The organism is Rhizobium redzepovicii (assembly GCF_019793435.1).
In the GTDB taxonomy this organism is placed as follows: domain Bacteria; phylum Pseudomonadota; class Alphaproteobacteria; order Rhizobiales; family Rhizobiaceae; genus Rhizobium; species Rhizobium redzepovicii.
In genome coordinates this window covers 101,328-124,735 of record NZ_JAILYH010000016.1, presented here as the reverse complement: position 1 = coordinate 124,735, position 23,408 = coordinate 101,328, and the positions used below count along the sequence as shown (strand labels likewise).

General features: G+C 60.1%; 22 protein-coding genes and 1 pseudogene. 14 read left to right on the top strand and 9 right to left on the bottom strand.

The window, feature by feature from the left end; all coding sequences use genetic code 11:
* Positions 1-4: 4 nt before the first annotated feature.
* Both K6N12_RS24425 and K6N12_RS24420 read right to left on the bottom strand, forming a co-directional pair.
* Positions 5-1,165 (bottom strand): coiled-coil domain-containing protein, encoded by a 1,161-nt coding sequence (locus tag K6N12_RS24425; protein WP_097629132.1) that lies wholly within the window; start codon positions 1,163-1,165, stop codon positions 5-7.
* 117 nt (positions 1,166-1,282) lie between these two features.
* Positions 1,283-1,870 (bottom strand): DUF1134 domain-containing protein, encoded by a 588-nt coding sequence (locus K6N12_RS24420; RefSeq protein ID WP_131711334.1) that lies wholly within the window; start codon positions 1,868-1,870, stop codon positions 1,283-1,285.
* A 195-nt stretch (positions 1,871-2,065) separates the two neighbouring features.
* Here K6N12_RS24420 and chpT point away from each other — a divergent pair, with 195 nt between their 5' ends.
* A complete protein-coding gene (chpT, locus tag K6N12_RS24415) occupies positions 2,066-2,716 on the top strand; it encodes a histidine phosphotransferase ChpT (protein ID WP_097629200.1) in 651 nt (216 codons plus the stop codon).
* Between the two features lie 120 nt (positions 2,717-2,836).
* Positions 2,837-3,199: a response regulator gene (locus K6N12_RS24410; RefSeq protein WP_097629130.1), complete on the top strand. Its 363-nt coding sequence runs from the start codon at positions 2,837-2,839 to the stop codon at positions 3,197-3,199.
* 208 nt (positions 3,200-3,407) lie between these two features.
* Here K6N12_RS24410 and ctrA read toward each other — a convergent pair whose 3' ends face one another.
* The gene (ctrA, locus tag K6N12_RS24405) at positions 3,408-4,109 is read right to left on the bottom strand and encodes a response regulator transcription factor CtrA (RefSeq protein ID WP_003542362.1); all 702 of its coding nucleotides are present in this window, start codon (positions 4,107-4,109) and stop codon (positions 3,408-3,410) included.
* 435 nt (positions 4,110-4,544) lie between these two features.
* Between ctrA and K6N12_RS24400 the strand changes: the two genes are divergently transcribed.
* A complete protein-coding gene (locus K6N12_RS24400; protein WP_003566024.1) occupies positions 4,545-4,895 on the top strand; it encodes a hypothetical protein in 351 nt (116 codons plus the stop codon).
* Between the two features lie 152 nt (positions 4,896-5,047).
* On the opposite strand, the gene K6N12_RS24395 is transcribed toward K6N12_RS24400, so the two are convergent.
* Positions 5,048-5,326, bottom strand: coding sequence for a GNAT family N-acetyltransferase (locus tag K6N12_RS24395; protein ID WP_097629129.1), 279 nt, complete (start codon positions 5,324-5,326; stop codon positions 5,048-5,050).
* Between the two features lie 140 nt (positions 5,327-5,466).
* Here K6N12_RS24395 and K6N12_RS24390 point away from each other — a divergent pair, with 140 nt between their 5' ends.
* A complete protein-coding gene (locus tag K6N12_RS24390) occupies positions 5,467-5,934 on the top strand; it encodes a paraquat-inducible protein A (RefSeq protein WP_097629128.1) in 468 nt (155 codons plus the stop codon).
* A gap of 20 nt (positions 5,935-5,954) precedes the next feature.
* Here K6N12_RS24390 and sciP read toward each other — a convergent pair whose 3' ends face one another.
* On the bottom strand, positions 5,955-6,230 hold the full coding sequence (gene sciP, locus K6N12_RS24385; RefSeq protein ID WP_007533628.1) for a CtrA inhibitor SciP: 276 nt from the start codon (positions 6,228-6,230) through the stop codon (positions 5,955-5,957).
* Between the two features lie 408 nt (positions 6,231-6,638).
* Between sciP and K6N12_RS24380 the strand changes: the two genes are divergently transcribed.
* The gene (locus K6N12_RS24380) at positions 6,639-6,827 is read left to right on the top strand and encodes a hypothetical protein (RefSeq protein ID WP_131711333.1); all 189 of its coding nucleotides are present in this window, start codon (positions 6,639-6,641) and stop codon (positions 6,825-6,827) included.
* A gap of 267 nt (positions 6,828-7,094) precedes the next feature.
* Positions 7,095-7,284, top strand: a pseudogene (locus K6N12_RS35015) (hypothetical protein); the annotation flags it as partial.
* Positions 7,285-7,288: 4 nt separating this feature from the next.
* On the opposite strand, the gene K6N12_RS24375 reads toward K6N12_RS35015, so the two are convergent.
* Together K6N12_RS24375 and cysQ are read right to left on the bottom strand one after the other, a co-directional pair.
* Positions 7,289-8,014, bottom strand: coding sequence for a sugar transferase (locus K6N12_RS24375; RefSeq protein ID WP_003590533.1), 726 nt, complete (start codon positions 8,012-8,014; stop codon positions 7,289-7,291).
* 530 nt (positions 8,015-8,544) lie between these two features.
* The gene (gene cysQ, locus K6N12_RS24370) at positions 8,545-9,342 is read right to left on the bottom strand and encodes a 3'(2'),5'-bisphosphate nucleotidase CysQ (protein WP_097629127.1); all 798 of its coding nucleotides are present in this window, start codon (positions 9,340-9,342) and stop codon (positions 8,545-8,547) included.
* A gap of 537 nt (positions 9,343-9,879) precedes the next feature.
* Here cysQ and K6N12_RS24365 point away from each other — a divergent pair.
* From K6N12_RS24365 to K6N12_RS24340, 6 genes are all read left to right on the top strand, one after another.
* The gene (locus K6N12_RS24365) at positions 9,880-10,782 is read left to right on the top strand and encodes a branched-chain amino acid ABC transporter permease (protein WP_049731672.1); all 903 of its coding nucleotides are present in this window, start codon (positions 9,880-9,882) and stop codon (positions 10,780-10,782) included.
* A 4-nt stretch (positions 10,783-10,786) separates the two neighbouring features.
* Positions 10,787-12,178 (top strand): high-affinity branched-chain amino acid ABC transporter permease LivM, encoded by a 1,392-nt coding sequence (gene livM / locus K6N12_RS24360; protein ID WP_097629125.1) that lies wholly within the window; start codon positions 10,787-10,789, stop codon positions 12,176-12,178.
* Positions 12,178-13,053: an ABC transporter ATP-binding protein gene (locus K6N12_RS24355; RefSeq protein WP_003581862.1), complete on the top strand. Its 876-nt coding sequence runs from the start codon at positions 12,178-12,180 to the stop codon at positions 13,051-13,053. The genes livM and K6N12_RS24355 overlap by 1 nt, the downstream gene beginning before the upstream one ends.
* The gene (locus K6N12_RS24350; protein WP_179867178.1) at positions 13,053-13,796 is read left to right on the top strand and encodes an ABC transporter ATP-binding protein; all 744 of its coding nucleotides are present in this window, start codon (positions 13,053-13,055) and stop codon (positions 13,794-13,796) included. Before K6N12_RS24355 ends, K6N12_RS24350 begins: the two co-directional genes overlap by 1 nt.
* Before the next feature lie 17 nt (positions 13,797-13,813).
* The gene (locus K6N12_RS24345) at positions 13,814-14,167 is read left to right on the top strand and encodes a DUF6867 family protein (RefSeq protein WP_097629124.1); all 354 of its coding nucleotides are present in this window, start codon (positions 13,814-13,816) and stop codon (positions 14,165-14,167) included.
* Positions 14,168-14,287: 120 nt separating this feature from the next.
* Positions 14,288-15,409 (top strand): branched-chain amino acid ABC transporter substrate-binding protein, encoded by a 1,122-nt coding sequence (locus tag K6N12_RS24340; protein ID WP_097629123.1) that lies wholly within the window; start codon positions 14,288-14,290, stop codon positions 15,407-15,409.
* Positions 15,410-15,524: 115 nt separating this feature from the next.
* Here K6N12_RS24340 and K6N12_RS24335 read toward each other — a convergent pair whose 3' ends face one another.
* Positions 15,525-16,442 carry a response regulator transcription factor gene (locus K6N12_RS24335; RefSeq protein ID WP_097629122.1) on the bottom strand — a complete coding sequence of 306 codons (918 nt, stop codon included), beginning with the start codon at positions 16,440-16,442 and terminating at the stop codon, positions 15,525-15,527.
* Entirely contained in the window at positions 16,435-19,821 is a 3,387-nt protein-coding gene (locus tag K6N12_RS24330) for a hybrid sensor histidine kinase/response regulator (protein ID WP_097629121.1), read from the bottom strand. Before K6N12_RS24330 ends, K6N12_RS24335 begins: the two co-directional genes overlap by 8 nt.
* Positions 19,822-19,998: 177 nt before the next feature.
* Between K6N12_RS24330 and K6N12_RS24325 the strand changes: the two genes are divergently transcribed.
* Together K6N12_RS24325 and urtA are read left to right on the top strand one after the other, a co-directional pair.
* The gene (locus tag K6N12_RS24325) at positions 19,999-21,903 is read left to right on the top strand and encodes a phosphatase PAP2 family protein (RefSeq protein WP_097629120.1); all 1,905 of its coding nucleotides are present in this window, start codon (positions 19,999-20,001) and stop codon (positions 21,901-21,903) included.
* A 189-nt stretch (positions 21,904-22,092) separates the two neighbouring features.
* Complete coding sequence (gene urtA, locus K6N12_RS24320) at positions 22,093-23,385, top strand: urea ABC transporter substrate-binding protein (protein ID WP_054182904.1); 1,293 nt, start codon at positions 22,093-22,095, stop codon at positions 23,383-23,385.
* Positions 23,386-23,408 lie beyond the last annotated feature (23 nt).

Sequence of the window (23,408 nt, the reverse complement as noted above, 5' to 3'; positions counted from 1 at the left end):
TGCGTTAGCGCTGGGGATCGGCGATGATGGCGGCCGCCCTGTCGGCAAGGCTGACGCGATCACTCGGGGTCTTTTCCGCCGCATTCGGCAAAAGAGTGCGGATCGGCGAGGAGGGCCCCTCCTTGAGTGCGGTCAGGGCCACCATGTTGGCGGCGATTGAGGCGATTTCCTCGCGGATCTCCCCATCGCGTCCGGTCACCGTCTTTGCATTCTGCAGGCGTTCGGCAAGGGCGGCGCTGCGCTTGCGGACATCTTCGCCGATCTCAGCCGTGACGACGGCGGTGTCGGGCGTGGATGTTGCCGGGTCTTCGGCCGTCGATTCCGCCGGCAGCTCCGCGGCCATCCCGGCAAGGCCGGCGTCGCGCAGCACGCGATTGACCTTGCGGATCTCGGCATTGGCGGCCTTCAACTGTTCCTTCACCTTGGCGATCTCCTGCTGGCGGCGAGCGACCAGGGCTTCCTTTTCGGCGGCGGAAGCGCTGTCGCGCGCGGCCTTGTCCTCCAGGCGGATCACCATGTGCTGCTGTTGCGTCAGTTTCTGTTCGGCATCCTTGGCGCGCTTCTGCAGCAGGTTGACGTCCTGGCGCAACGTATCTCGTTCGTCGCGTAGCGCGTTGACGCGGGATTTCAGGCTCTCCGCCTCGGTTTCGCGTGCGGCCAGATCGATCCTCAGCCCATCGGTCTGTTCACCGAGCTTGCTCAGCCGCGTCCGCATCGTTGCCAGTTCGCTCTCCTTGTTGGCCGCGGACTGTTCGGCAATATGCAGATTGGTCTTCAACTGACTAATATAATTCTCATCCTTGCGCAGACGCGAGCGCTGCTCGGCGGCCTCGACATGCATCTCGCCGATCTGGGCCTGCAATTCGCCGATCTCGGCGGCAAGCCTGCCGGCATCGACGGCGAGCGCGTCGTGGCGAAGCTGGAGCGACAGGGATTTCTCGCGCTCACGCAGCAGGTCCTGGGTGGTGCGGGCGTTTTCGGCCGCATAGAGCGCGCGCACCATATCCTTCTGGGCGCGAACCTCCTGCGGGCTGAGCGGCATGGTCGCCTTCAGGCGGTTCTCTGTATACCAGACGATACGGCGGTGAACGGCGGGCGAGACCAGAAAGACCAGGAAGGCCGCGGTCAGGAAGCCCAATCCGAACAAGAGAGCGTATTCGATCACGGCGCGGCCATCGATTCGAAGGTTGATAAGAGGTCAGCCGCGATGATTAAGCACGCATGACGCATATGGGCAAGGCCGCCGATGCGAACGGCGGCGCTTTCAGGCGGCTTTGCGGTCTCAGAAGGGGTTCCAGGTCGGCGCCTGAGTGATCTTGAGATAGCCGACATTGACACCCAAGCGGGCGCCGACGCCGGTGCGGATCGGCACGACCAGCACGTCGTTGTTCTTGAGAAGGGTCATGCCGAAGCCGGCGATAACATAGGCCGAGCCGCTGACGCCGCCGAAGCGGGCATAGATGCCGTTTACCGAGGGCAGGTCGTAGACCAGCATCATCACGCGTGAGCCTTGGCCACCGTAATCGAGGCCGAGCGAGGGGCCCTGCCAGTAGAGATTATGTTCGCCGGCGTTCTTGGTGTTCAGCTGGCCTTCGCCGTAGGTAAGGCCGGCGATGAACGCGCCGCCGCCTTCCTGTCCGAGGATGTAGCCATTCGGCAGGCCGTATTTCTGGAAGGCACTCTCGACGACTTTGGCAAGTCCGCCGCTGGCGGAGCCGAAGAAGGAGTGGCCGGCATCGACGATTTCCTGCATCGTGTACTGGCCGTTGTCCTGGGCGGAGGCAGGCCCGACGACCATCAGCGAGGAAAAGACGAGGGCCGAAAGCAACCTGCAGAAGCCGATGAATCGGTGCGGAAATCGAGGGCGCATGGTGTCATCCGTTCGTCGTTTGGCTGGGAGCGGGCAACCGCTCGCGGCGATTGGTGCATTTTGCGCCGATGATCTTAACAATCGGTTTACCAAATATGGTGTCATTATGGCACCGAGTACGATCGCAAACTTCGCGCAATTTTGATGAAGCATATTCCCGGGCGCGATGAACTTGCCGCCCCTCAGGAGACGATGATGTCCAAGAACCCCAATCTCACCTTGTCCGGCCCGGATCTGGCCGCGCTTCTTTGCAGCCGCGTTTGCCACGATGTCATCTCACCGGTCGGTGCGATCAATAACGGGCTGGAGCTGCTGGATGAGGGGGGTGCCGACGCCGATGCGATGGACCTGATCCGCACCAGCGCGCTCAACGCTTCCGTCCGTCTGAAATTCGCGCGTCTCGCCTTTGGTGCCTCGGGTTCTGTCGGCGCTTCGATCGATACCGGCGAGGCCGAGCGTGCGGCCAAGGATTTCGCCATCGCCGAGAAGAAAACCGAGGTCATCTGGAACGGGCCGCGCGCCATCGTCGCCAAGAATCGCGTCAAGCTGCTGCTCAACCTGTTTCTCGTTGCCTATTCGGCAATTCCGCGCGGCGGCGTGCTCGAGGTAACGCTTGAGAATCCCGAGTTCGATGCCAGGTTCAAGCTCACGGCCAAAGGCAAGCTGATGCGCCTGCCTCCGAAATTCGTCGAGATCTCGACCGGCACGATCGAGGAAGCGATCGACGCCCATTCGATCCAGCCCTATTACACTGTGCTTCTGGCGCAGGAGTGCGGAATGACGCTTGATCACAGCGCCAGTGCCGAAGAACTGGTGTTCACGGCGGTGGCCGCGGCGGCGGCCTGATTTCGAGATTGGACGGGTGTCTTAGCCCGTCCGGTAACGATTCGTTAGCCTGATGGACCTATTCTCCAGGGTTGTAAGAGGCCTCTTGCTGCGACGAATGCGAGGGGCAAAGGAGCGCCCATGCAAAGGTTCATGATCACCGATAATTCGGATATCGTCCGCAAGGTCGGCAAGCGCATTCTCTCCGAACTCGATTTTCTCGTCAGCGAGGCCTCCAACGCCGGCGAGGCGCTGCAGCGCTGCCAGACGGAGCTGCCGGAATATTTGATCGTCGATTCCGGCATGGAGGGCGCCCTCGACCTCATCGCCGCCATCCGCGCCATGGACGGCGGCAAAGACGTCAAGATCTATTACTGCGTCGTCGAGGCGGATCTGAAGAAGCTGATGGCGGGCAAACGGGCCGGCGCCACCGACTTCTTGCTGAAGCCGTTCGACCGCAAGATCCTGACCGCCGTTTTCGGAAACCGCGCGATCGCTGCCTGACGCCAGGTCGCCTTTCCATGCAGCCTCGCCGAACGCGTAAGCACGTTCGGCCGCCCGCACTCCGTTTTCTTGATCGCAACGGAGAAGGTTCGACCGCTTATCCAGCCTCACATCTCTTTTATTAAGGCCTCTTCTCGTTGCCAGGCAGAAACGAAAAATCCCGCCGGAAGGGCGGGATTTCGTTATCCGATAAGGGGGATCGGAAATATCAGGCGGTTTCGGCGTATTCGGCACCATCCGGCTCGCGCAGAACGTAGCCGCGGCCCCAGACGGTCTCGATGTAGTTGGCGCCGCCAGCAGCGTTGGCGAGCTTCTTGCGGAGCTTGCAGATGAAGACGTCGATAATCTTCAGTTCCGGCTCGTCCATGCCGCCGTAAAGGTGGTTGAGGAACATTTCCTTGGTGAGGGTGGTGCCCTTGCGGAGCGAAAGCAGCTCCAGCATCTGGTATTCCTTGCCCGTCAGGTGGACGCGCTGGCCACCGACTTCGACAGTCTTGGCGTCGAGGTTGACGATGAGTTCGCCGGTCATGATGACTGACTGGGCATGGCCCTTGGAGCGGCGGACGATGGCGTGGATGCGGGCAACGAGCTCGTCCTTGTGGAACGGCTTGGTCATGTAGTCGTCAGCGCCGAAGCCGAGGCCGCGAACCTTGTCTTCGATACCGGCCATGCCCGACAGAATGAGGATCGGTGTCTTGACCTTGGACAGCCGGAGCGTGCGAAGCACTTCATATCCGGACATGTCGGGCAGGTTCAGATCCAGCAGGATGATATCATAATCATACAGCTTGCCCAGATCGACGCCTTCTTCACCGAGATCGGTGGTGTAGACATTAAAACTTTCTGATTTCAGCATCAACTCGATGCTCTGCGCCGTCGCGCTATCATCCTCGATGAGTAGTACCCGCATAATTATCCCCTTTACCGCCGCCGAAAGGTGGTCTGGCCCCCTACACGATACCGAACGCGCTACGTGATTTGGAAGCTGCCACGAAATGGTTAACAAATTCTAATTCACTCTGGCAAGGAGTATCGAATTTATTAAATATTTTTTCCATTTCTCTGTTTTCCAATAGGAATCTCAAATGGCGCTCTTCATCTTCAACATTAGGAAAATGCGCTAAGTGATTCATCCGACTCGCCAATGAAAAGGTTCGAACTTAATGCCGCGGCATTTACCGACCCTTAAATCATCGGGCCTATCATTAACGATGCCCGTAAACGAAAGGTTACCAGCGGTAGGTATTTGTTAATATCGCAGGAAATTTTTTAGCAAACCGTGTCAAAGCGGCGCGCAGGGCGGTTTCAAGTTGAGCCGGGGTCTCGCATCACGGGAGTAATGCGTATGAAGTCGCGAGAGAGTCTCGTTCGCCTGAAAGAGTTTCAGGTGAACGAAAAACGACGTCAATTGCAGCAGTTGCAGATGATGATGTCCGAATTCGAACGGATGACGAAGGATCTGGAGAGCCAGATCGTCGTCGAGGAAAAGAAGTCCGGAATCTCAGATCCGAATCACTTTGCGTATCCGACCTTCGCCAAGGCCGCGCGTCAGCGGGCCGACAACCTGCAGGTTTCGATCAAGGAACTGAAGATGCAGGAAGAGTCGCTGGAAATGGCGCTCGAAGAGATGCAGGCGGAATATGCAAGGGCGACGGCGCTGGAAGAACGTGACACCAGCGCCCGCGCAAGGGCGTAAAAAAAACGGCGGGCGCCGGCTGCGGCGCCCTGGGATCGCCACTGAGAAGCCATGTATGACGGGCGCGCTGTCCGTCATACATGGCTTTTGGTGTTTCGCCGTTTTACACTCTATCACCCACCCGGAAATCGCAGCCGTCTGAGCCGCAAAGATCAATTCACGACATCGTGCCATTCCGGATGGCGTTGCGCCTGTGCCTTGAAGAATGGGCAGAGCGGGATGATCTTCCAGCCGCCGGCCCGGGCCGCCTCCACTGCGTGCAGCGCCAATGCCTGGCCGACGCCCTTGCCGCGTAGCGCATCGGGAACGGCGGTGTGATCGACGATGACGAGTTTCGCCGAGGTGCGCGAATAGGTCATCGCCGCCTCGTGCCCCTCGACCTCGGCCGCATAACGGCCGCCGGATGCGCCTTCCTCGTTTCGAATGTCCATTGTCTTTCCTCGCTGAGGGATGGGGATATTGTCGTCGGCGACGGTGACACGGCGACGCGATCGTGCCAAGCCGGCAAGGCCATGGCTGGAGGAGACGGAGTGTTCATGAAAAATGTCGGGTCGGCGCGAGGTTCGGGCCTATGAGGGCGCTTTCGATGATCCGCCCCGTCCTGCTCGTGGCCGCGCCATTCCTCCTGGCGCTCGGCCTCATCCTGCCGCTGGTCCGTTTCGAGACGCTGTATTTCTTCGATCAGACCCCGTCGCTCATCGAAATCGTCGTCTCGCTCTGGCAGGGCGGGGATAGGCTGCTGGCGGCGATCGTCGCATTGGTCTCGATCGTGCTTCCGCTACTGAAGATGGTCGGGATCTCCGCGGAAGCGGCAGGTGCCGGCGGCGGGGCCGGCAGCCTGTTTTATCGTCGCGTCGTGCCGCATCTGTCCAAGTGGTCAATGATGGACGTGCTGCTGGTGGCGATCGTCATTGCGGCGGCGAAGACAACGGGGTTGGCGGATGCCTTCACGCAGCCGGGCCTTTGGTGCTACGCAGCCTCGTCAATGATTTCGGGCCTTCTTCATTCCCTGATGGGAAATGCGTCCGGCCCGAAATAAATCTCGATGATGGCGTACGATCAGTGGCGATATTGCTGGATGCGCGTGGTGCGCAGGCCGGCGAGACCGTGGCTGTTGATCGACGATTGCCAGGAGAGAAACTCTTCGACGGTGAGCGTATAACGCTCGCAAGCCTCTTCCAAGCTCAACAGGCCACCGCGAACAGCCGCGACAACCTCTGCCTTCCGACGGATCACCCAGCGCCGCGTATTGGGCGGCGGAAGATCCGCGATCGTCAGGGGGCTGCCATCGGGGCCGATGACATATTTTACTCGGGGACGTATCATTTCGGTCATTGGACTCTCTACACAACGCAAGACCACGGACGCCACTCTAGCCTGCCACATTTAAAAATTGCCTAAGCTCATCGTAAGACTTTGATAACAAATTTAGATGCCCTGGGCCCCCCGGCCGATACGGGATGGCCATCTTCCGCTCCGTCAACTTGGGGCGGCGTGAATGGGGGCTTGCCGAATAAATATGACTGATTTCCCGTGATAAGTTTTGTCGCGCGGGGCATAGGAATGAACGTGAGACATCGTCTCTGTTCTTCCCGCTGGTTCAGTCCAGCGCGCGCTTTTGATGCTTGGTGTGCTTGGCATGCGAGAGCAAAAGCCATCTCTGTCGATGCCCCGGCACAGGGCCTCTTACTACCGACGGCGAGGCCAGACTGAAGCAGACCCGTGGCGTGAGGATGAAAATGGATGAGCATGCGCGCGGTGATTGCGCTGAGCATGCTGGGTTTTTTGTCTTCGCAGTCAGGTCGCGATGGGATCTCGCCAAACGGCGGCAGGGAGCGGTTTGGCAAGATCGCGAGATTTGCGGGCTTCGATTTTTATCTGGGCTCAGCTTTCCCAAGAGGCTGTCGCACGGCTTTCACGGAAACCAGCTGACTGGCCGGAAAGCTTAATCGGTTTTTTCACCGGGCCGGCGATTTTCTTGTCTTGAGGCAGATGTGAGCGCGAGAAGGCGGACGATCGAGGCCGATTTTCAGTGAGGCGGGCGGCGGCGCCAAAAAAGCACCTTCAATCCGTGTTCAGATGTACGCCTCGAACAATATTTTCGCCTTCGCGCCCACACAGCGCTGACCTGAAACAATACATCTTCGCTTTCGGACGGATGTTTCATGCCGGCATGGCCGCAGGCGATGGCGCGCCTGGCGCGAAATCGTATGCCTGCGCTGGTCGCCGGCAAAGCAGCGACGAGATTGCGATCATTCTCGAATTCTCGTCGCATATGGGGTCGGGTTATTTGAAGTGCGCGATGCGCAAGCTCGATTCGGTCAGCCGCAGGAGGCGGTCACCGGAGCGGTCGGGTGCCGGCGGCTCTCGCTGCCGGCCCCTTTCTTAAAAGCTTAGAAGCCTTTTCCGCGGGTCAGTTCCGACACGACGGTGCCGGCAATGATGCGAATATCCATCCCGATCGAAAAATTTCCGACGTAGTAGAGATCGCTCACAATGCGGGCACGTGCCTTAGCCGGACGATCGGTCGGGCCGCGCAGGCCGCGCATCTGGGCAAGACCTGTCATGCCGGGGCGCATGGCGTGGCGCTGGTGGTATTCCGGGACGAGCTCTTCGTAGAGCATGCCGCCGGCGCGCATGCCGATCGCATGGCAGCGTGGACCGACGACGGACATGTGGCCCATCAGCACGTTCAGCAGCTGCGGCAGCTCATCGACATTCGTGCGGCGCAGGATGGCACCGACGCGGGTGATGCGCGGGTCGTTCTTCACCGTCTGGGCAACACCCGAGACATCGCAGAGATCCGTGCGCATCGAGCGGAACTTGTAGACCTTGATGGTCTTGCAGTTCTTGCCCCAGCGGGTCTGCTTGAAGAGCACGGGTCCCGGGCTGTCGAGCTTGATCAGCAAGGCGACGAACAGAAGGAAAGGCGCAAGGACGAGGAGGGCGCTCAACGACGAAACGATGTCGAACGCCCGCTTCAGGGCAAGATCCACCCACGACGCCTGGGACGCGTCGCTATGGATAACGGGAGTCTGGATCTTCAGGCTCGGCTGCTGGCGGCGGCTCGGCCGGAAGGACTCAGTCGAAATGCTGTTGTTTAGTTCCGTGATGCTCAAGGATCGTACTCTGTTGTCTTCGAGGGGTGCGGCGGCAATAGGCGATCAATGGTTTACCCTGTCACCAGGGCTGCACTCAGGTCTTGGTAACCCTACTAAAACGGAAAAATGCGACAATTGTGTAATGCTGTCCAGAGAAATATCGCATCGCAATAAATCTTTCGCATCTGCGTTAAGTTGAGGCAACCTCATGATATTTCGTTAATAATTGGAATTTCGTCAAGGTTTTTAGGCCTTTGGCGAGGGCTTCCGGGGGTGGTGCGACGTGTTGTTTCGGCACGCGACCGACCATCGTCCGGCGGTATGTTAACGAGTTCCGACACCAAATTTTTCTGGCTGGGATGCTCGATCGTTCCCAAACTGTGTCACAATATGACAAAATCAAGGCGAGATGGGTAACGATCCGGCGCGGGAAAATGGAAAAACGGGGTTCAAATCGAGAATCACCGGCCGTTTGCGAATCACTCTTAGTGCTGGCCGCCGAGGCCCGGCCGCGTGGATAGAGGCGAGTTCGGCGATGCGGCGGGTAGTTACACCGGTTCGAGGACGCGTTTCGTGCCGCCCCAGGAGATGAAGTTCGGATTGGCGAAGTCGAAATCGGCTGCAGCGCCCGTCTTGCCGTAGGTCAGTGGCGCTCCGTCGAGCGTCACCGTGGAGCCGCCAGCAGCGCGCAATACCGCATCGCCGGCCGCCGTGTCCCATTCCATCGTGCGGGTGAAGCGCGGATAGACGTCGGCCTTGCCTTCGGCCAGCAGGCAGAATTTCAGCGAGGAGCCGATATTGGTGCATTTTGAGATGGCGTGGTGAGCGAGGAAGCTTCCGGTCTCGGGACTGTTGTGACGGAGACTGGCAAGCGCCAGCCTGTCCTCCGGCTGTTCGCGCACGGTAATTGCACTGCGGGCGCCGACGGTGAAATCGTCGGTGACTACGAGCCTTTCGGCATGGCCGCGTTCGCCCAAGAAGGCAAGCCCGAGTGCCGGGGCGTAGACGATGCCGGCCACCGGGACGCCGTTCTCTATATAAGCGATGTTGACGGTGAATTCCTGTCGTCCGTCGACGAATTCGCGCGTGCCGTCGAGAGGATCGACCAGGAAGAAGCCGCGGCCGGCGATGTCGGGCACTTTTCCGGCGGCGACCGATTCTTCCGCCACGACCGGTATTTCGGGATAATCTCTGTCGAGATGAGCGAGGATGATGCGTTCGGCCTCCTCGTCGGCGACCGTGACCGGACTTGCATCCGCTTTCATGGCGACCGGGAAGCCTTCGCGCAGGACCGTGATAATGGCCTTGCCGGCTTCGAGCGCCGCCCTTTCAAATGTCCTCAGCATTGTCCTTTTGCCGTTCGCCGCGCGGGCCGAGCACCCCACTGTCGCTCGTCCGCAAACCATCCCTGTCACCAGATCCTCGATATGGTGTTTCCCGTCGCGCTCTGCATCCCCTAACGCAGTGTCATGAAGCTACCATAAGTTTTTAGCCTTGTCAGACGAAGAAGGAGTATCTTGATGTGAAATGGTATTCGCAAAATTGGTGGAGTTCGGGTGTGAATTTGCGCCATCTTCCAATTCTATGGAATAGCTTACGCGCCAAGCGGACAAGGGAAATCGCCGACCAAATCTCCGAATCGTTAACTCAGTGGCGGTTTCTGATCAAAAATAGGCCTTTCTTTGCCGATTTTCTGTGGATTTTGGTTCAAAATGCGCCATTTAGGCCTGTTCGGACAAGAATTTGTCGGAGTAAATCCTTTTTGTCTTCACATTTCCACCGAAACCGGTATGCATTCGGCCTATGAGGTTCTCTGAAACGGGGAACCGAAGAACCAAAAAGAGATGCAGCCCGTGTGGTTCGCATCCAGGGGAAAACGACATATGGAGTATTTCGTCCAGCAGCTCTTCAATGGGCTGACGCTCGGATCCATCTATGGCCTTGTGGCTATTGGCTATACGATGGTTTACGGCATTATCGGCATGATCAATTTCGCCCATGGCGATATCTTCATGCTCGGTGGTTTCGCCGCTCTTATCGTCTTTCTCGTCCTCACATCCATCTTTGCAGGTCTCCCGGTGGCAATTCTGCTGCTGGCGATGCTTGTCGTGGCGATGCTGATGACGAGTTTGTGGAATTGGACGATCGAGCGGATCGCATACCGCCCGCTGCGCGGTTCCTTCCGCCTGGCGCCGCTGATCACGGCGATCGGCATGTCGATCGTACTGTCCAATTTCATCCAGGTGACGCAGGGTCCGCGCAACAAGCCGATCCCGCCGATGATCAGCTCGGTCTATCAGTTCGGCAACATCTCGGTGTCGCTGAAGCAGATCGTCATCATCGTGATCACGGTCGTGCTGCTCGCCGTCTTTTGGTACATCGTCAATCGTACCGCACTCGGCCGTGCCCAGCGCGCCACGGAGCAGGACCGCAAGATGGCGGCGCTGCTCGGCGTCAATGTCGACCAGACGATTTCCATCACCTTCGTCATGGGTGCGGCGCTGGCTGCCGTCGCCGGCACGATGTATCTGATGTATTATGGCGTCGCTTCGTTCGCCGACGGCTTCACGCCGGGTGTGAAGGCTTTTACCGCAGCCGTTCTCGGCGGCATCGGCTCATTGCCGGGTGCCGTTCTCGGCGGGCTGATGATCGGTCTGATCGAATCGCTGTGGTCGGCTTATTTCACCATCGCGTACAAGGATGTCGCGACCTTCGCCATCCTCGCTTTCGTGCTGATCTTCAAGCCGACGGGCATTCTTGGACGGCCGGAAGTCGAGAAGGTATAACGTCATGGCAAACATTGAAAATTCTGCAGGCAAGCCCGATGCCGGACTTGTCCGTAAAGGCCTTACCGAAGCCCTTTTCGCCGCCGTCCTTTCGTTCGGCATGTTCGTTCTCTATGTCGGCCTCAAGACCGACCAGAACATCAATAATGAGTTGATCATCGTCCAGCGCTGGGGGCTGCTTGCGGTCTTCGTCGCTGTCGCCGCGATCGGGCGCTTCGCCACGGTGGTTTTCCTGCGGCCACATCTCGACAGCCGCAAGCTGGCAAAGGCGAGACAGGGCGAACTCGCCATCTCAACCGAGAAGAGCTTCTTCCACCGTCATTTCCTGAAGATCGCGCTGATCGCGCTGCTGCTTTATCCCATGGTGGTGGTAGCGATCAAAGGTCCGCAGGGGTCGCTGACATATGTCGACAATTTCGGCATCCAGATCTTGATCTATGTGATGCTTGCCTGGGGGCTGAACATCGTCGTCGGCCTCGCCGGTCTTCTCGATCTCGGTTATGTCGCTTTCTATGCGGTCGGCGCCTATTCCTATGCGCTGCTTTCGAGCCATTTCGGCCTGTCCTTCTGGGTTCTCCTCCCGCTCTCCGGCATTTTCGCCGCACTTTGGGGCGTTATTCTCGGCTTTCCGGTGCTGCGCCTGCGCGGCGACTACCTCGCCATCGTGACGCTCGCATTCGGCGAAATCATCCGCCTCGTGCTTATCAACTGGACGGATGTCACCAAGGGGACTTTCGGTATCTCGAGCATTCCCAAGGTGACGCTGTTCGGCATTCCCTTCGACGCGACGGCCGGCGGCTTCGCCAAGCTCTTTCACCTGTCGATGTCCTCGGCTTACTACAAGATCTTCCTTTTTTACCTCATCCTGGCGCTCTGCATGCTGACCGCCTACGTGACCATCCAGCTGCGCCGCATGCCGATTGGGCGCGCCTGGGAAGCGCTGCGCGAAGACGAGATCGCCTGCCGCTCGCTCGGCATCAATACGGTGACGACCAAGCTCACGGCCTTTGCGACGGGAGCGATGTTTGCCGGTTTCGCCGGCTCCTTCTTTGCTGCCCGTCAGGGTTTCGTTTCGCCGGAATCTTTCGTGTTCTTGGAATCGGCTGTGATCCTCGCCATCGTGGTCCTCGGCGGCATGGGTTCTCTGACCGGGATTGCGATCGCCGCAATCGTCATGGTCGGCGGCACCGAGTTGCTGCGCGAAATGGACTTCCTGAAAGTAGTTTTCGGGCCGACCTTCACGCCGGAATTGTATCGTATGCTGATCTTCGGCCTCGCCATGGTCGTGGTTATGCTGTTCAAGCCGCGCGGTTTCGTCGGTTCGCGTGAACCGACCGCCTTCCTCAAGGCGCGCAAGGCAATTTCCGGAAGCTTCATCAAGGAGGGCCATGGTTGATGAGCCCCGTCACCAACACCATGTCGAGCGACACGCTTCTCAAGGTCGAACACCTGTCGATGAAGTTCGGCGGCCTGATGGCCATCAACGACTTCTCCTTCGAAGCCAAGCGCGGCGATATCACTGCGCTGATCGGCCCGAACGGTGCCGGCAAGACCACGGTCTTCAACTGCATCACCGGCTTTTACAAGCCGACGATGGGGATGATCACGCTTAACCAGAAGAGCGGCAAGCAGTATCTGCTGGAGCGTCTGCCGGACTTTCGCATCACCAAAGAAGCCAAGGTGGCGCGCACCTTCCAGAACATCCGGCTGTTCTCCGGCCTGACGGTTCTCGAAAACTTGCTCGTCGCCCAGCACAACAAGCTGATGAAGGCGTCGGGTTATACGATCCTCGGCCTCATTGGCATCGGTCCCTACAAGCGGGAGGCGGCCGCATCGATCGAGCTTGCGCGCCATTGGCTGGAGAAGGCCGATTTGATCGACCGGGCCGACGATCCGGCAGGTGATCTGCCCTACGGAGCCCAGCGGCGTCTCGAGATTGCCCGTGCCATGTGCACTGGCCCCGAGCTGCTTTGCCTGGACGAACCAGCCGCCGGCCTGAATCCGCGGGAATCGGCAACCCTCAATGCGCTGCTGCAGAGCATCCGTGCCGAAACCGGAACATCTATCTTGCTCATCGAGCATGACATGTCGGTGGTCATGGAAATCTCCGACCACGTCGTCGTCCTCGAATACGGCCAGAAGATTTCCGATGGCACACCGGATCACGTGAAGAACGATCCGAAGGTCATCGCGGCCTATCTCGGTGTCGAAGATGAAGAAGTGGAAGAGGTGATCGCAACCGTCGAGCAGCTCGAAGGAGGCGCAAATTGATGGGCGATGAAGTAATGACGGGTCAACCGCTCCTTCAGGTGAATGGCGTCGAAACCTATTATGGCAATATCCGTGCGCTGGCCGGCATCGATGTCCACGTCAACAAGGGCGAGATCGTCAGCCTGATCGGTGCCAACGGCGCCGGCAAGTCGACGCTGATGATGACGATCTGCGGCAGCCCGCAGGCCCGTACCGGCTCGGTCGTCTTCGAGGGTCGCGACATCACACACATGCCGACCCACGAAATCGCCCGCCTGCGCATCGCGCAGTCGCCTGAGGGACGCCGCATCTTCCCGCGGATGACGGTTCTGGAAAATCTTCAGATGGGCGCAGGCCTCGATAATCTCAAATACTTCGCCGAGGACGTCGAGAAGATCTTCACGCTCTTCCCGCGCCTGAAAGAACGCCACGCCCAGCGCGGCGGCACGCTTTCGGGCGGCGAGCAGCAGATGCTGTCGATCGGCCGCGCGCTGATGGCGCGCCCGAAGCTGCTGCTTCTCGACGAACCATCTCTTGGTCTTGCGCCGCTGATCGTCAAGGGCATCTTCGAGGCGATCCGCAAGCTTAATGAACAGGAAGGTCTCACCGTTTTCCTCGTCGAGCAGAACGCATTTGCTGCGCTGAGGCTTTCGCACCGCGCTTACGTGATGGTGAACGGCAAGGTGACGATGAGCGGCTCCGGCAAGGAGCTGCTCGCCAATCCTGAAGTCCGTGCCGCCTATCTCGAAGGCGGAAGACACTAGCTCGAAGGGAGTTTGACATGCAGGGACTTTTCTTCGAAAGCGATACCGGTGCCCGGTTGATCATCCGCGCGATCGTCGTGCTGATCGGCTTCTGGACGGCCTGGCGCGCCGGCAAGGCGGTTGCCGAAGGCTGGAACAACTACCCGCTGACTGTCGTCTACACTTTCCTGCTCGCCTGGGCGATGCAGTTCCTGCACCACGCCCTGTTCGATGGGCCGATGCTCAGCGCTCTCTTCTACGGCATCGATTTCGTGACGCTGCTGGTCTTCTCGACCGCCGGCTTCCGCTTTCGCCGCACCAATCAGATGGTCAACAACTATTACTGGCTGTACGAAAAAACTTCCGCGTTTTCGTGGAAGGACAAACATTGACAGTCCGTTGAAACTAGGCATGAATTGCCTTCAGAGTGGAACAGCTTTCCTGGCGCAGTCAATGGTGGGTAGTGCGCTGGGCCTTGGACCGGAACCCGCCCAAAAATTGGGAGTAACAATATGAAGAAGTCTCTTCTGTCGGCGGTGGCTCTGACGGCGATGGTCGCCTTCAGCGGCAACGCATGGGCCGACGTTCTCATCGCTGTCGCTGGTCCGCTGACCGGCCCGAACGCTGCGTTCGGTGCTCAGCTCCAGAAGGGCGCCGAGCAGGCGGCCGCCGATATCAACGCTGCTGGCGGCATCAATGGCGAGCAGATCAAGCTCGAGCTCGGCGACGACGTCTCCGACCCGAAGCAGGGCATTTCGGTCGCCAATAAATTCGTTGCCGACGGTGTCAAGTTCGTCATCGGCCACTTCAACTCGGGCGTTTCGATCCCGGCTTCGGAAGTCTATGCCGAAAACGGCATCCTCGAAATCACCCCGGCCGCTACGAACCCTAAGTTTACGGAACGCGGTCTCTGGAACACTTTCCGTACCTGCGGCCGTGACGACCAGCAGGGCGCCATCGCCGGCAAGTATCTTGCCGATCACTTCAAGGACGCCAAGATCGCGGTCGTTCACGACAAGACACCTTACGGTCAGGGTCTTGCCGATGAAACCAAGAAGGCGATGAATGCCGCCGGTGTGACGGAAGTCATGTATGAAGGCATCAACGTCGGCGATAAGGACTTCTCGGCCCTCATCGCCAAGATGAAGGAAGCCGGCGTCTCGATCATCTATTGGGGCGGTCTGCACACCGAAGCCGGTCTTATCATTCGTCAGGCCGCAGATCAGGGCCTGAAGGCAACGCTGGTTTCGGGCGACGGTATCGTTTCGAACGAACTGGCCTCGATCGCTGGCGACGCCGTTGCCGGTACGCTGAACACCTTCGGTCCTGATCCGACACTGAACCCGGCCAACAAGGAACTCGTCGAAAAGTTCAAGGCTGCCGGTTTCAACCCGGAAGCCTACACGCTCTATTCCTACGCTGCGATGCAGGCGATCGCCGGTGCCGCCAAGGCTGCCGGTTCGGTCGATCCTGAAGCCGTTGCCACGGCCATGAAGGAAAAGGGTCCGTTCACGACGGTTCTCGGCGACATTTCGTTCGACGAAAAGGGTGACCCGAAGATTCCTGGGTACATCATGTACGAATGGAAGAAGGGCGCAGACGGCAAGTACACCTACGTGCCGCAGGGCATGTAAGCTTGCCTTCCCTTTTTGCATGAGATTGAAGCCCGGTTTCGACCGGGCTTCTTTGTTTTGCGGAGGTTTCAATCTCGGGCTGCCGCGGCGAGGGCGCTGTGCCGCCCGACTTTGCTCAGATCTCGTGCAGCACGTGTGTGGCTTTTACCGCAGCTGACGCCCGGTTCTCGACGCCGAGTTTCACGTAGATCTGTTCGAGGTGTTTGTTGACGGTGCGTGCCGACAGTCCCAATATTTCGCCGATGTCGCGGTTGGCCTTGCCCTTGGCGATCCAGAGCAGCACTTCGGATTCGCGCTGGGTGAGCGAGAAGCGCTGGCGCAGCATCTCGTCGTCGCTGCGCTGATTGGCGGCGGTGAGGCGGAAAAGATATTCGTCCGGGCCGATCGCGCCGAGAAAAGCAAGCTGCAGCGCCGCCTGGCCGGCATGGGCGATCGAGATGATGCCGTCGCGCACTGCGGCCGCGCGGTCGCGCATCCAGCCGGCTATATGGCGGACGACGATTTCCATGCCCTCGTCGCTGCCCATGGCGGCATTGACCAGCCGTGTTGCCTGCGGCGTCGACCAATGGATTGCCCCGTCGCCCTTGACCGCCAGCAGATGGCGGCCGGCGGCGTCGAGTGCAACCCGGGCGCTCTGCGCCGAGCGGGCATTGCGCAGATGCACACGGATGCGGGCGCGCAACTCGTCGATATTGATCGGCTTGGCAAGATAGTCTACACCACCGGATTCCAGCGCGTGCACGACATGCTCGGTCTCGGTCAGGCCGGTCATGAAAATGACGGGCACCTGCGCCACCGCCGCATTCGCCTTCAGCCTGCGGCAGGTCTCGAAGCCATCCATGGCGGGCATGACGGCGTCGAGCAGGATGAGATCGGGCGTGATGCGCTCGACGATGCCAAGTGCCGCCGCGCCCGATGTGGCGATCAGCACGGAGAAGCCAGATTGTTCGAGCGCGTCGGTCAGGAAGCCGAGCGCTTCGGGCGAGTCGTCGACGAGCAGAACGATGTCGCGGGGCAGGGCCGGCTCAGCCAATGGGTTCCACCTTTTCGTCGAAGTCATGCAGGAAGGTCATGAAGCCGGCGAGATCGAAGACGGCGACATAGGCGTAGAGTTTCTCGGTGAATGGCTGATTTTCTTCCACCTTGGCAAGATCCGAAAGCTTGGCCTCGATGCCTCTGATATAGCCGATTTCGCCGAGCCGCAGCAATTCCTGCACATGGGCGGCACCCGGGCTCAGCATCGGCGCTTCGGTCTTAACAGGAACGGCTGCTGCTGCGTCGGCATAGACCCATTTCAGGCCAAGATGCAATGCCAGCTTGTCGCGCAGCTGGCGGATGTCGACCGGTTTGCCGATCGCATCATTGTGGCTGTCGTCGCTGTCGCTGAGCACGGCGGCATCACCGATATTGGCCGAAAGCATCAGCATCGGTGCCGTCTGGCCGGCCTCGCGCAGACGCGAGACGAGCTGCCAGCCGTTCATGCCGGGCATCAGGATATCGACGAGGAAAAGATCAGGCATGATGCCTTCGATCAGCGTCAGGCATTCGGCGCCGCCCGCCGCCGTCAGAACGATGAAATCGAGAGGCGCCAGGATTTCGCGCATCATCTCGCGATGATCCTCGTTATCGTCGACGACAACCACCGTGCGGCGCGGGCCATCATATCCGGCGATGCGCTTTTCCTGGGGCGCGGCGGCCACGGCGCGCATGACCGCCGACAGCATGAGGCGGACGCGGAACGTCGAGCCCTCGTCCTTGATGCTCGAGACCGCAATCTCGCCGCCGAGCGTGTTGGTTAGAAGCCGGGTGATGGTGAGGCCGAGGCCGAGGCCCGGCATCGGCCGCACGCTTTCGGCCTCGCCGCGCTGGAAGGGTTCGTAGATGCGCGTCAGATCCTTTTCAGCGATGCCGCGGCCGGTATCGGTGACGGTGAAGGTCGCAACCTGGTTGCGATAGGCGACATCGAAGGTGACGCTGCCTTCGTCGGTAAATTTGATGGCATTGGAGAGCAGGTTGACGAGGATCTGGCGCAACCGCTTTTCGTCGGTGCGGACAAATTGCGGCAAGGCCGGCGCGCGGTCGTGGATGAAGGCAAGCCCTTTTGCCTGCGCCTGCGGGCGGAACATGTCGACGATCTGGTCGAGGAAATCCTGGATGTTGATCTCGTTGGAATAGACCTGCAGCCGGCCCGCCTCGATCTTGGAAATATCGAGCAGCCCGTCGATCAGGCCGGAGAGATGCTCGGCACTGCGGCGGATGACCTTGATCGAGGATTGGCGCGGCGCCGGGATGGTTTCGTCGCGCTCGAGGATCTGGGCATAGCCGAGCACGGCGTTCAACGGCGTGCGCAGTTCGTGGCTCAACCCGACGACATAGCGGCTCTTGGCGCGGTTGGCCGCCTCGGCTGTCTCCTTGGCGCTCTGCAAGGCGGTATCGGTCTTCTTGTGGGCGGCGATCTCCTTGAGCAGCAGCGTGTTTTGGCGCGAGGATTCCTCCTCGGCGACGACGCGGCTGTCATGGGCGAGCACATAGAACCAGCAGACGACGCCTGAAATCACCGAGAAGACGAAGAAGACGATCAGGATGGTGCGGTTGACGACCTCAGCCGTCTCGGGCGAGGCGGCGGCGACCTGATGAGCGATCATCGCCAGGATCGCGCCGATGGCGGTCAAGGCCAGCACGACGGCGATGCCGTAGCGGCCGAGGCGCGTCGTCAGCTTGCCAAGCACGGTTTCCGGCAGCAGCGCCTTGGCGACGGTGCCGACCTGGGCGTTGAGACGGGCGGCAGGCTTGCACATGTCGTGGCAGCGGCTGTCGAGCGAGCAGCAGAGCGAACAGATCGGCGCGGCATAGGCCGGGCACCAGGCCATATCCTCCGGCTCGAAAGGATGCTCGCAGACGGAGCAGGTGATGCTCGTCAGGTTCTTCCAGCTGTGGCGCGGCTTGCGGGCGAGGTAGAACCTGCCTTTCGTCGCCCAGGCGAGCGCGGGAGAGGCGATGAGCGCGATGACGAGGGTGATATAGGGAGCGAGCGAGGCGGCCGTCGCGCCGAAGGCGCCGAAATGGGCAATCAGCGATACTGTCGCCGACAGCGTCATGGCGCCGAGCCCGACCGGGTTGATGTCGTAGAGATGGGCGCGTTTGAACTCGATGCCGGGCGGCGCGAGGCCAAGCGGCTTGTTGATGAAGAGATCGGCGGAGATCGTGCAGAGCCAGGCCATGGCGATGATCGAGAAAATGCCGAGCGTCTCCTCCAGCAGCCGGTAGATGCCAAGTTCCATCAAAAGCAGGGCAATCGCGACGTTGAAGACCAGCCAGATGACGCGGCCGGGATGGCTGTGGGTCAGCCGCGAGAAAAAGTTCGACCAGGCGAGCGAGCCGGCATAGGCATTCATCACGTTGATCTTCAGCTGCGAGACGACGACGAAGGCGGCCATTAGCAACAGCGCGGCATTCTGCCAGGGGACCATGTAGCCGAAAGCGGTCAGATACATCTGCGCCGGGTCGGCGGCGCGATCGACTGGCACGCCCGAGGCCAGGGTCAGCACGACCAGGAACGATCCCGCAAGCAGCTTCGGCGCGCCGATGACGACCCAGCCGGGGCCGGCGAGAAAGACAGCGAGGCGATGGCGCCACTTGCGCCGCGGCTCCGGCGGCAGGAAGCGCAGGAAGTCGGCCTGTTCGCCGATCTGTGACATCAGGGCGAGGATGACGGCGGAGGCGGCGCCGAACTCCACCAGATCGAAATCGGCGACGGTGCCGGGCGGCCCTGAGGCATGATGGATGCCGGCAAAGGCGCGCCAGAGATCGAATTTCTGCCAGTCCATGAAGGCGATGAAGATGAAGGGCAGAATGTTCAGCACGATCCAGAAGGGTTGTGTCATCAACTGGAACTTGCTGATCAGCCGCACGCCGTGCGTCACCAGCGGGATCACCATGACGGCGCTGAGGATGTAGCCGATCCAGAGTGGGATGCCGAGGGTGAGTTCCAGCGCCCCGGACATAATCGAGGCCTCGATCGCAAACAGCATGAAGGTGAAGCTCGCATAGATCAGCGAGGTGATGGTCGAGCCGATGTAGCCGAAGCCGGCGCCGCGCGTCAGAAGATCGATGTCGACGCCATGGCGGATGGCGTATCGGCTGATCGGCAGGCCGATCGCCAGCATGGCGATCGAAGCGACGATGATGGCATAGAAGGCGTTGGTGGTGCCGTAGGAGAGGGTGATGGCGCCGCCGATCGCTTCCAGCGCCAGGAACGAGATCGCGCCGATCGCCGTCTGGGCGATGCGCTGCGAGGAGAAATGACGGGCGCTTTTTGCGGTGAAGCGCAGCGCATAATCTTCCAGCGTCTGGTTGGCGACCCAGCGATTATATTCGCGTCTTACCGGAATGATGCGTTGGCGGGCTGCCATGTCTTCCTTCCGGCATTCCGGTTGGCCTATCGTCTCGAAACAGTTTTGGCGGGATGGGTGAGAAAGGCAAGGGCGGAGCACTGGCAGATTCACGGAACCGCCATATTTTTGAAGCCGGTCTGTCACACCAAGCCTCTAACTCTCCCGCCGTTCCTTCAACCATTTCAGGTATCACCTATGTTTGTTTCAAGCTTTTTCCGCCTGAGCACCGCCCTCGTCTGCCTCGTTTCGATCGTGCCGTCGCTCGCCGTCGCAGAGCAGGCCACGGCGGTAGACGCGCCTTATGCCGAGACCGGAAACACCAACAAGCGCGGTGACGCCTGCTTCTCGACGGTGGACACCAATGCCGCCGTTCACCTTCTCTCCGGTTTCCTCGAAGTCTGGACGCCGCGCACGCCTTTCGTTGATGCGGGCGTCGAAGCGCCGGCCAAGGACAATTGCCCGGCGGTTGCCAAGACGGATTGGGATGGCATTCCGCTCAGCAAGACCGATGGTCAGGTCATCAACAAACTCGTCCATGATGCGAACATCGCCTATGTCGTCAAGGTGACCAAGGCGCGGACGGCCGATCAGGCCGTGGCCGCCTATCTCGACGACCGGCGGGGCAAGAATGCCAGCATCGTCGATGGCCTTGGTCCGCTGACCGACGCCTGGAAGGCCGGCTCCAAGCAGACCACCACGATCACCGCGGTGGCCGCCGATGCGACGACCGTCAAATATGACGACAAGGGCAACAATCGCGGCGCCGGCAGCAAGCCGGACACCGAAAACAAGACCGATGCCAATCCGGACATGGGCCTCGCAATCGACTTCATCAACGCCGCCAGCGGTGACGGCTCGACGGAGCCCGCCAAGCGCTACTTCAAATATGGCCGTCCCTACCGCTGGAGCCAGGACGTTTCGGTCGTCCCGACGCTTGAGCCTGCCAAGAGCGGCAAGCCGGTCGAGGACGGCGGCTTCCCAAGCGGACATACGGCGGAAGCCTGGCGGGATGCGCTCGCCATGGCCTATCTCGCGCCGCAACGCTTCCAGGAAATGATCACGCGCGCCAGCGAGCTGGGTGAGGATCGCATCCTTGCCGGCATGCATTCCCCTCTCGACGTGATGGGCGGCCGCATGCTTGGCACCGCGACGGTCGTCTACAATCTGAACAAGGCCGACAATGCCGGGTTGAAGAGCGATGCTTATGCCCAGACACAGTCCTGGCTCATCGCCAAATCGGGCGTTGCCGACGCGGGTGCGCTCGAAGTTGCTGCGCATGCGGCGCCGACCGCCGCAGACCGTTTTGCCGATCATGACGCCAATCGCGCCTATGTGCTGCAGCGCCTGAGCTACGGCCTGCCGACGATCCATCCGACCGATCAGCCGCCCGGCGTGCCGGAGGGTGCCGAAGCGCTTCTCGAAACGCGTCTGCCCTATCTCGATGGCGAGCAGCGCCGCGACGTGTTGAAGACGACGGAGATCGCCTCCGGCTATCCGCTCCTCGACGACGCGGAAGGTTATGGCCGCCTCAACCTGTTTGCCGCCGCCGACGGTTACGGCGCCTTCGATCAAGATGTGACCGTGACGATGGATGCTGCAAAGGGCGGCTTCAGTGCGATCGATAGCTGGCGCAACGACATCGGCGGCAAGGGCAAGCTGGTGAAGCGCGGCAGCGGCATTCTCGGACTATCCGGCGCCAACAGCTATGCCGGCGGCACCGTGCTCGAAGAGGGCGCGCTGGTGGCCGGGTCGTCCTCGGCTTTCGGCTCCGGCGGACTGATGGTCGATGGCGGTTCGCTCGTCGTGGCGGCCGACAAGCCGTTGGCCGTAAGCGGGGACTATCAGCAGTCAGCCAATGCGACGGCGAAACTGGCGCTCGGTGCAAACGGCGCCGGCACGCTGGCGATCGAGGGCAAAGCAGCGCTGGCCGGCGATCTCGACGTGACGCTTGCCGATGGTTTTGTCCCGGCGACCGGAACGAAGATCGAGATCCTGAAGGCCGGCACCCTTTCCGGCACCTTCGGCAAGCTCACCATCTCCGGCCATAAGGCGAGCCTCTCTTACGGTCCGACCTCAGTCACACTGACGATCGAAGGATAATTTTCTTTGCGAACCGAGAGGGCATTCCCAACTGCGGGGATGCTCTTGGCTTTCCGGCCTGCTCGTTTGCCCCCTGCACCTACGTCATTTTGCGTATGTGTTTTTGTGATGCAGCACCCGATAGTCCCCTCGGCAACAGTTAAATTCCGTTTCCGGCCTGTTGCGGAACAAGAAGAGGGGCTCAACCAGATGAATCTCAGATCCACGATCACCGGCGCTGCGCTCGGTGCCGTCATGGCGGCATCGGCCGCCTTCCAGGGCGCACTTGCCGCCGACGACACGATTAAAGTCGGCGTGCTGCATTCGCTTTCCGGCACCATGGCGATTTCCGAAACCACCCTGAAAGACGCCATGTTGATGCTCATCGACGAGCAGAACAAAAAGGGCGGCCTTCTTGGCAAGAAGCTCGAGGCGGTTGTTGTCGATCCGGCTTCCGACTGGCCGCTGTTTGCCGAAAAAGCCCGCGAACTGATCCAGAAGGACAAGGTTGCCGCTGTCTTCGGTTGCTGGACGTCCTCGTCGCGCAAGTCCGTTCTGCCGGTTTTCGAAGAGCTGAATTCGCTGCTCTTCTACCCCGTGCAGTATGAGGGCGAAGAATCCTCGCGCAACATCTTCTACACCGGTGCTGCTCCGAACCAGCAGGCCATTCCGGCCGTCGACTACCTGATGGAAAAAGAAGGCGTCAAGCGCTTCGTTCTTGAAGGGACCGACTACGTTTATCCGCGCACGACCAACAAGATTCTCGAGGCATACCTGATTTCGAAGGGTATTCCGAAAGAAGACATCATGACCAACTACACGCCGTTCGGTTTTTCCGACTGGCAGACCGAAGTTTCCAAGATCAAGGAATTCGGTTCGGCCGGCAAGAAGACCGCCGTCGTCTCGACGATCAACGGCGACGCCAACGTTCCGTTCTACAAGGAACTGGGCAACAAGGGTATCAAGGCAACCGACATTCCCGTCGTCGCCTTCTCCGTCGGCGAAGAAGAGCTTGCCGGTCTCGACACCAAGCCGCTCGTCGGCCATCTCGCTGCCTGGAACTATTTCGAGTCTGTGGAAAGCCCGGCCAACAAGAAGTTCATCAAGGACTGGCACGCTTACACCAAGAACGACAAGCGCGTGACGAACGATCCGATGGAGGCTGCCTATATCGGCTTCAACGCATGGGTGAAGGCCGTCCAGGCTGCCGGCACGACCGATACCGACAAGGTTCTCGACTCCATCATCGGTGTCAGCGTTCCGAACCTCTCGGGTGGTTATGCGACCGTCATGCCGAACCACCACATCACCAAGCCGGTGCTGATCGGTGAAATCCAGGCCAACGGCCAGTTCGAAATCGTCCAGCAGACCCCCGCCGTTGTTGGCGACGAATGGTCGGATTACCTGCCCGACTCCAAGGACCTGATCTCCGATTGGCGCAAGCCGATGTCCTGCGGCAACTTCAACGTTGCCACCGGCAAGTGCGGCGGCAAGGGTTCCTGAGTACGACCCCGATCAGATGATTG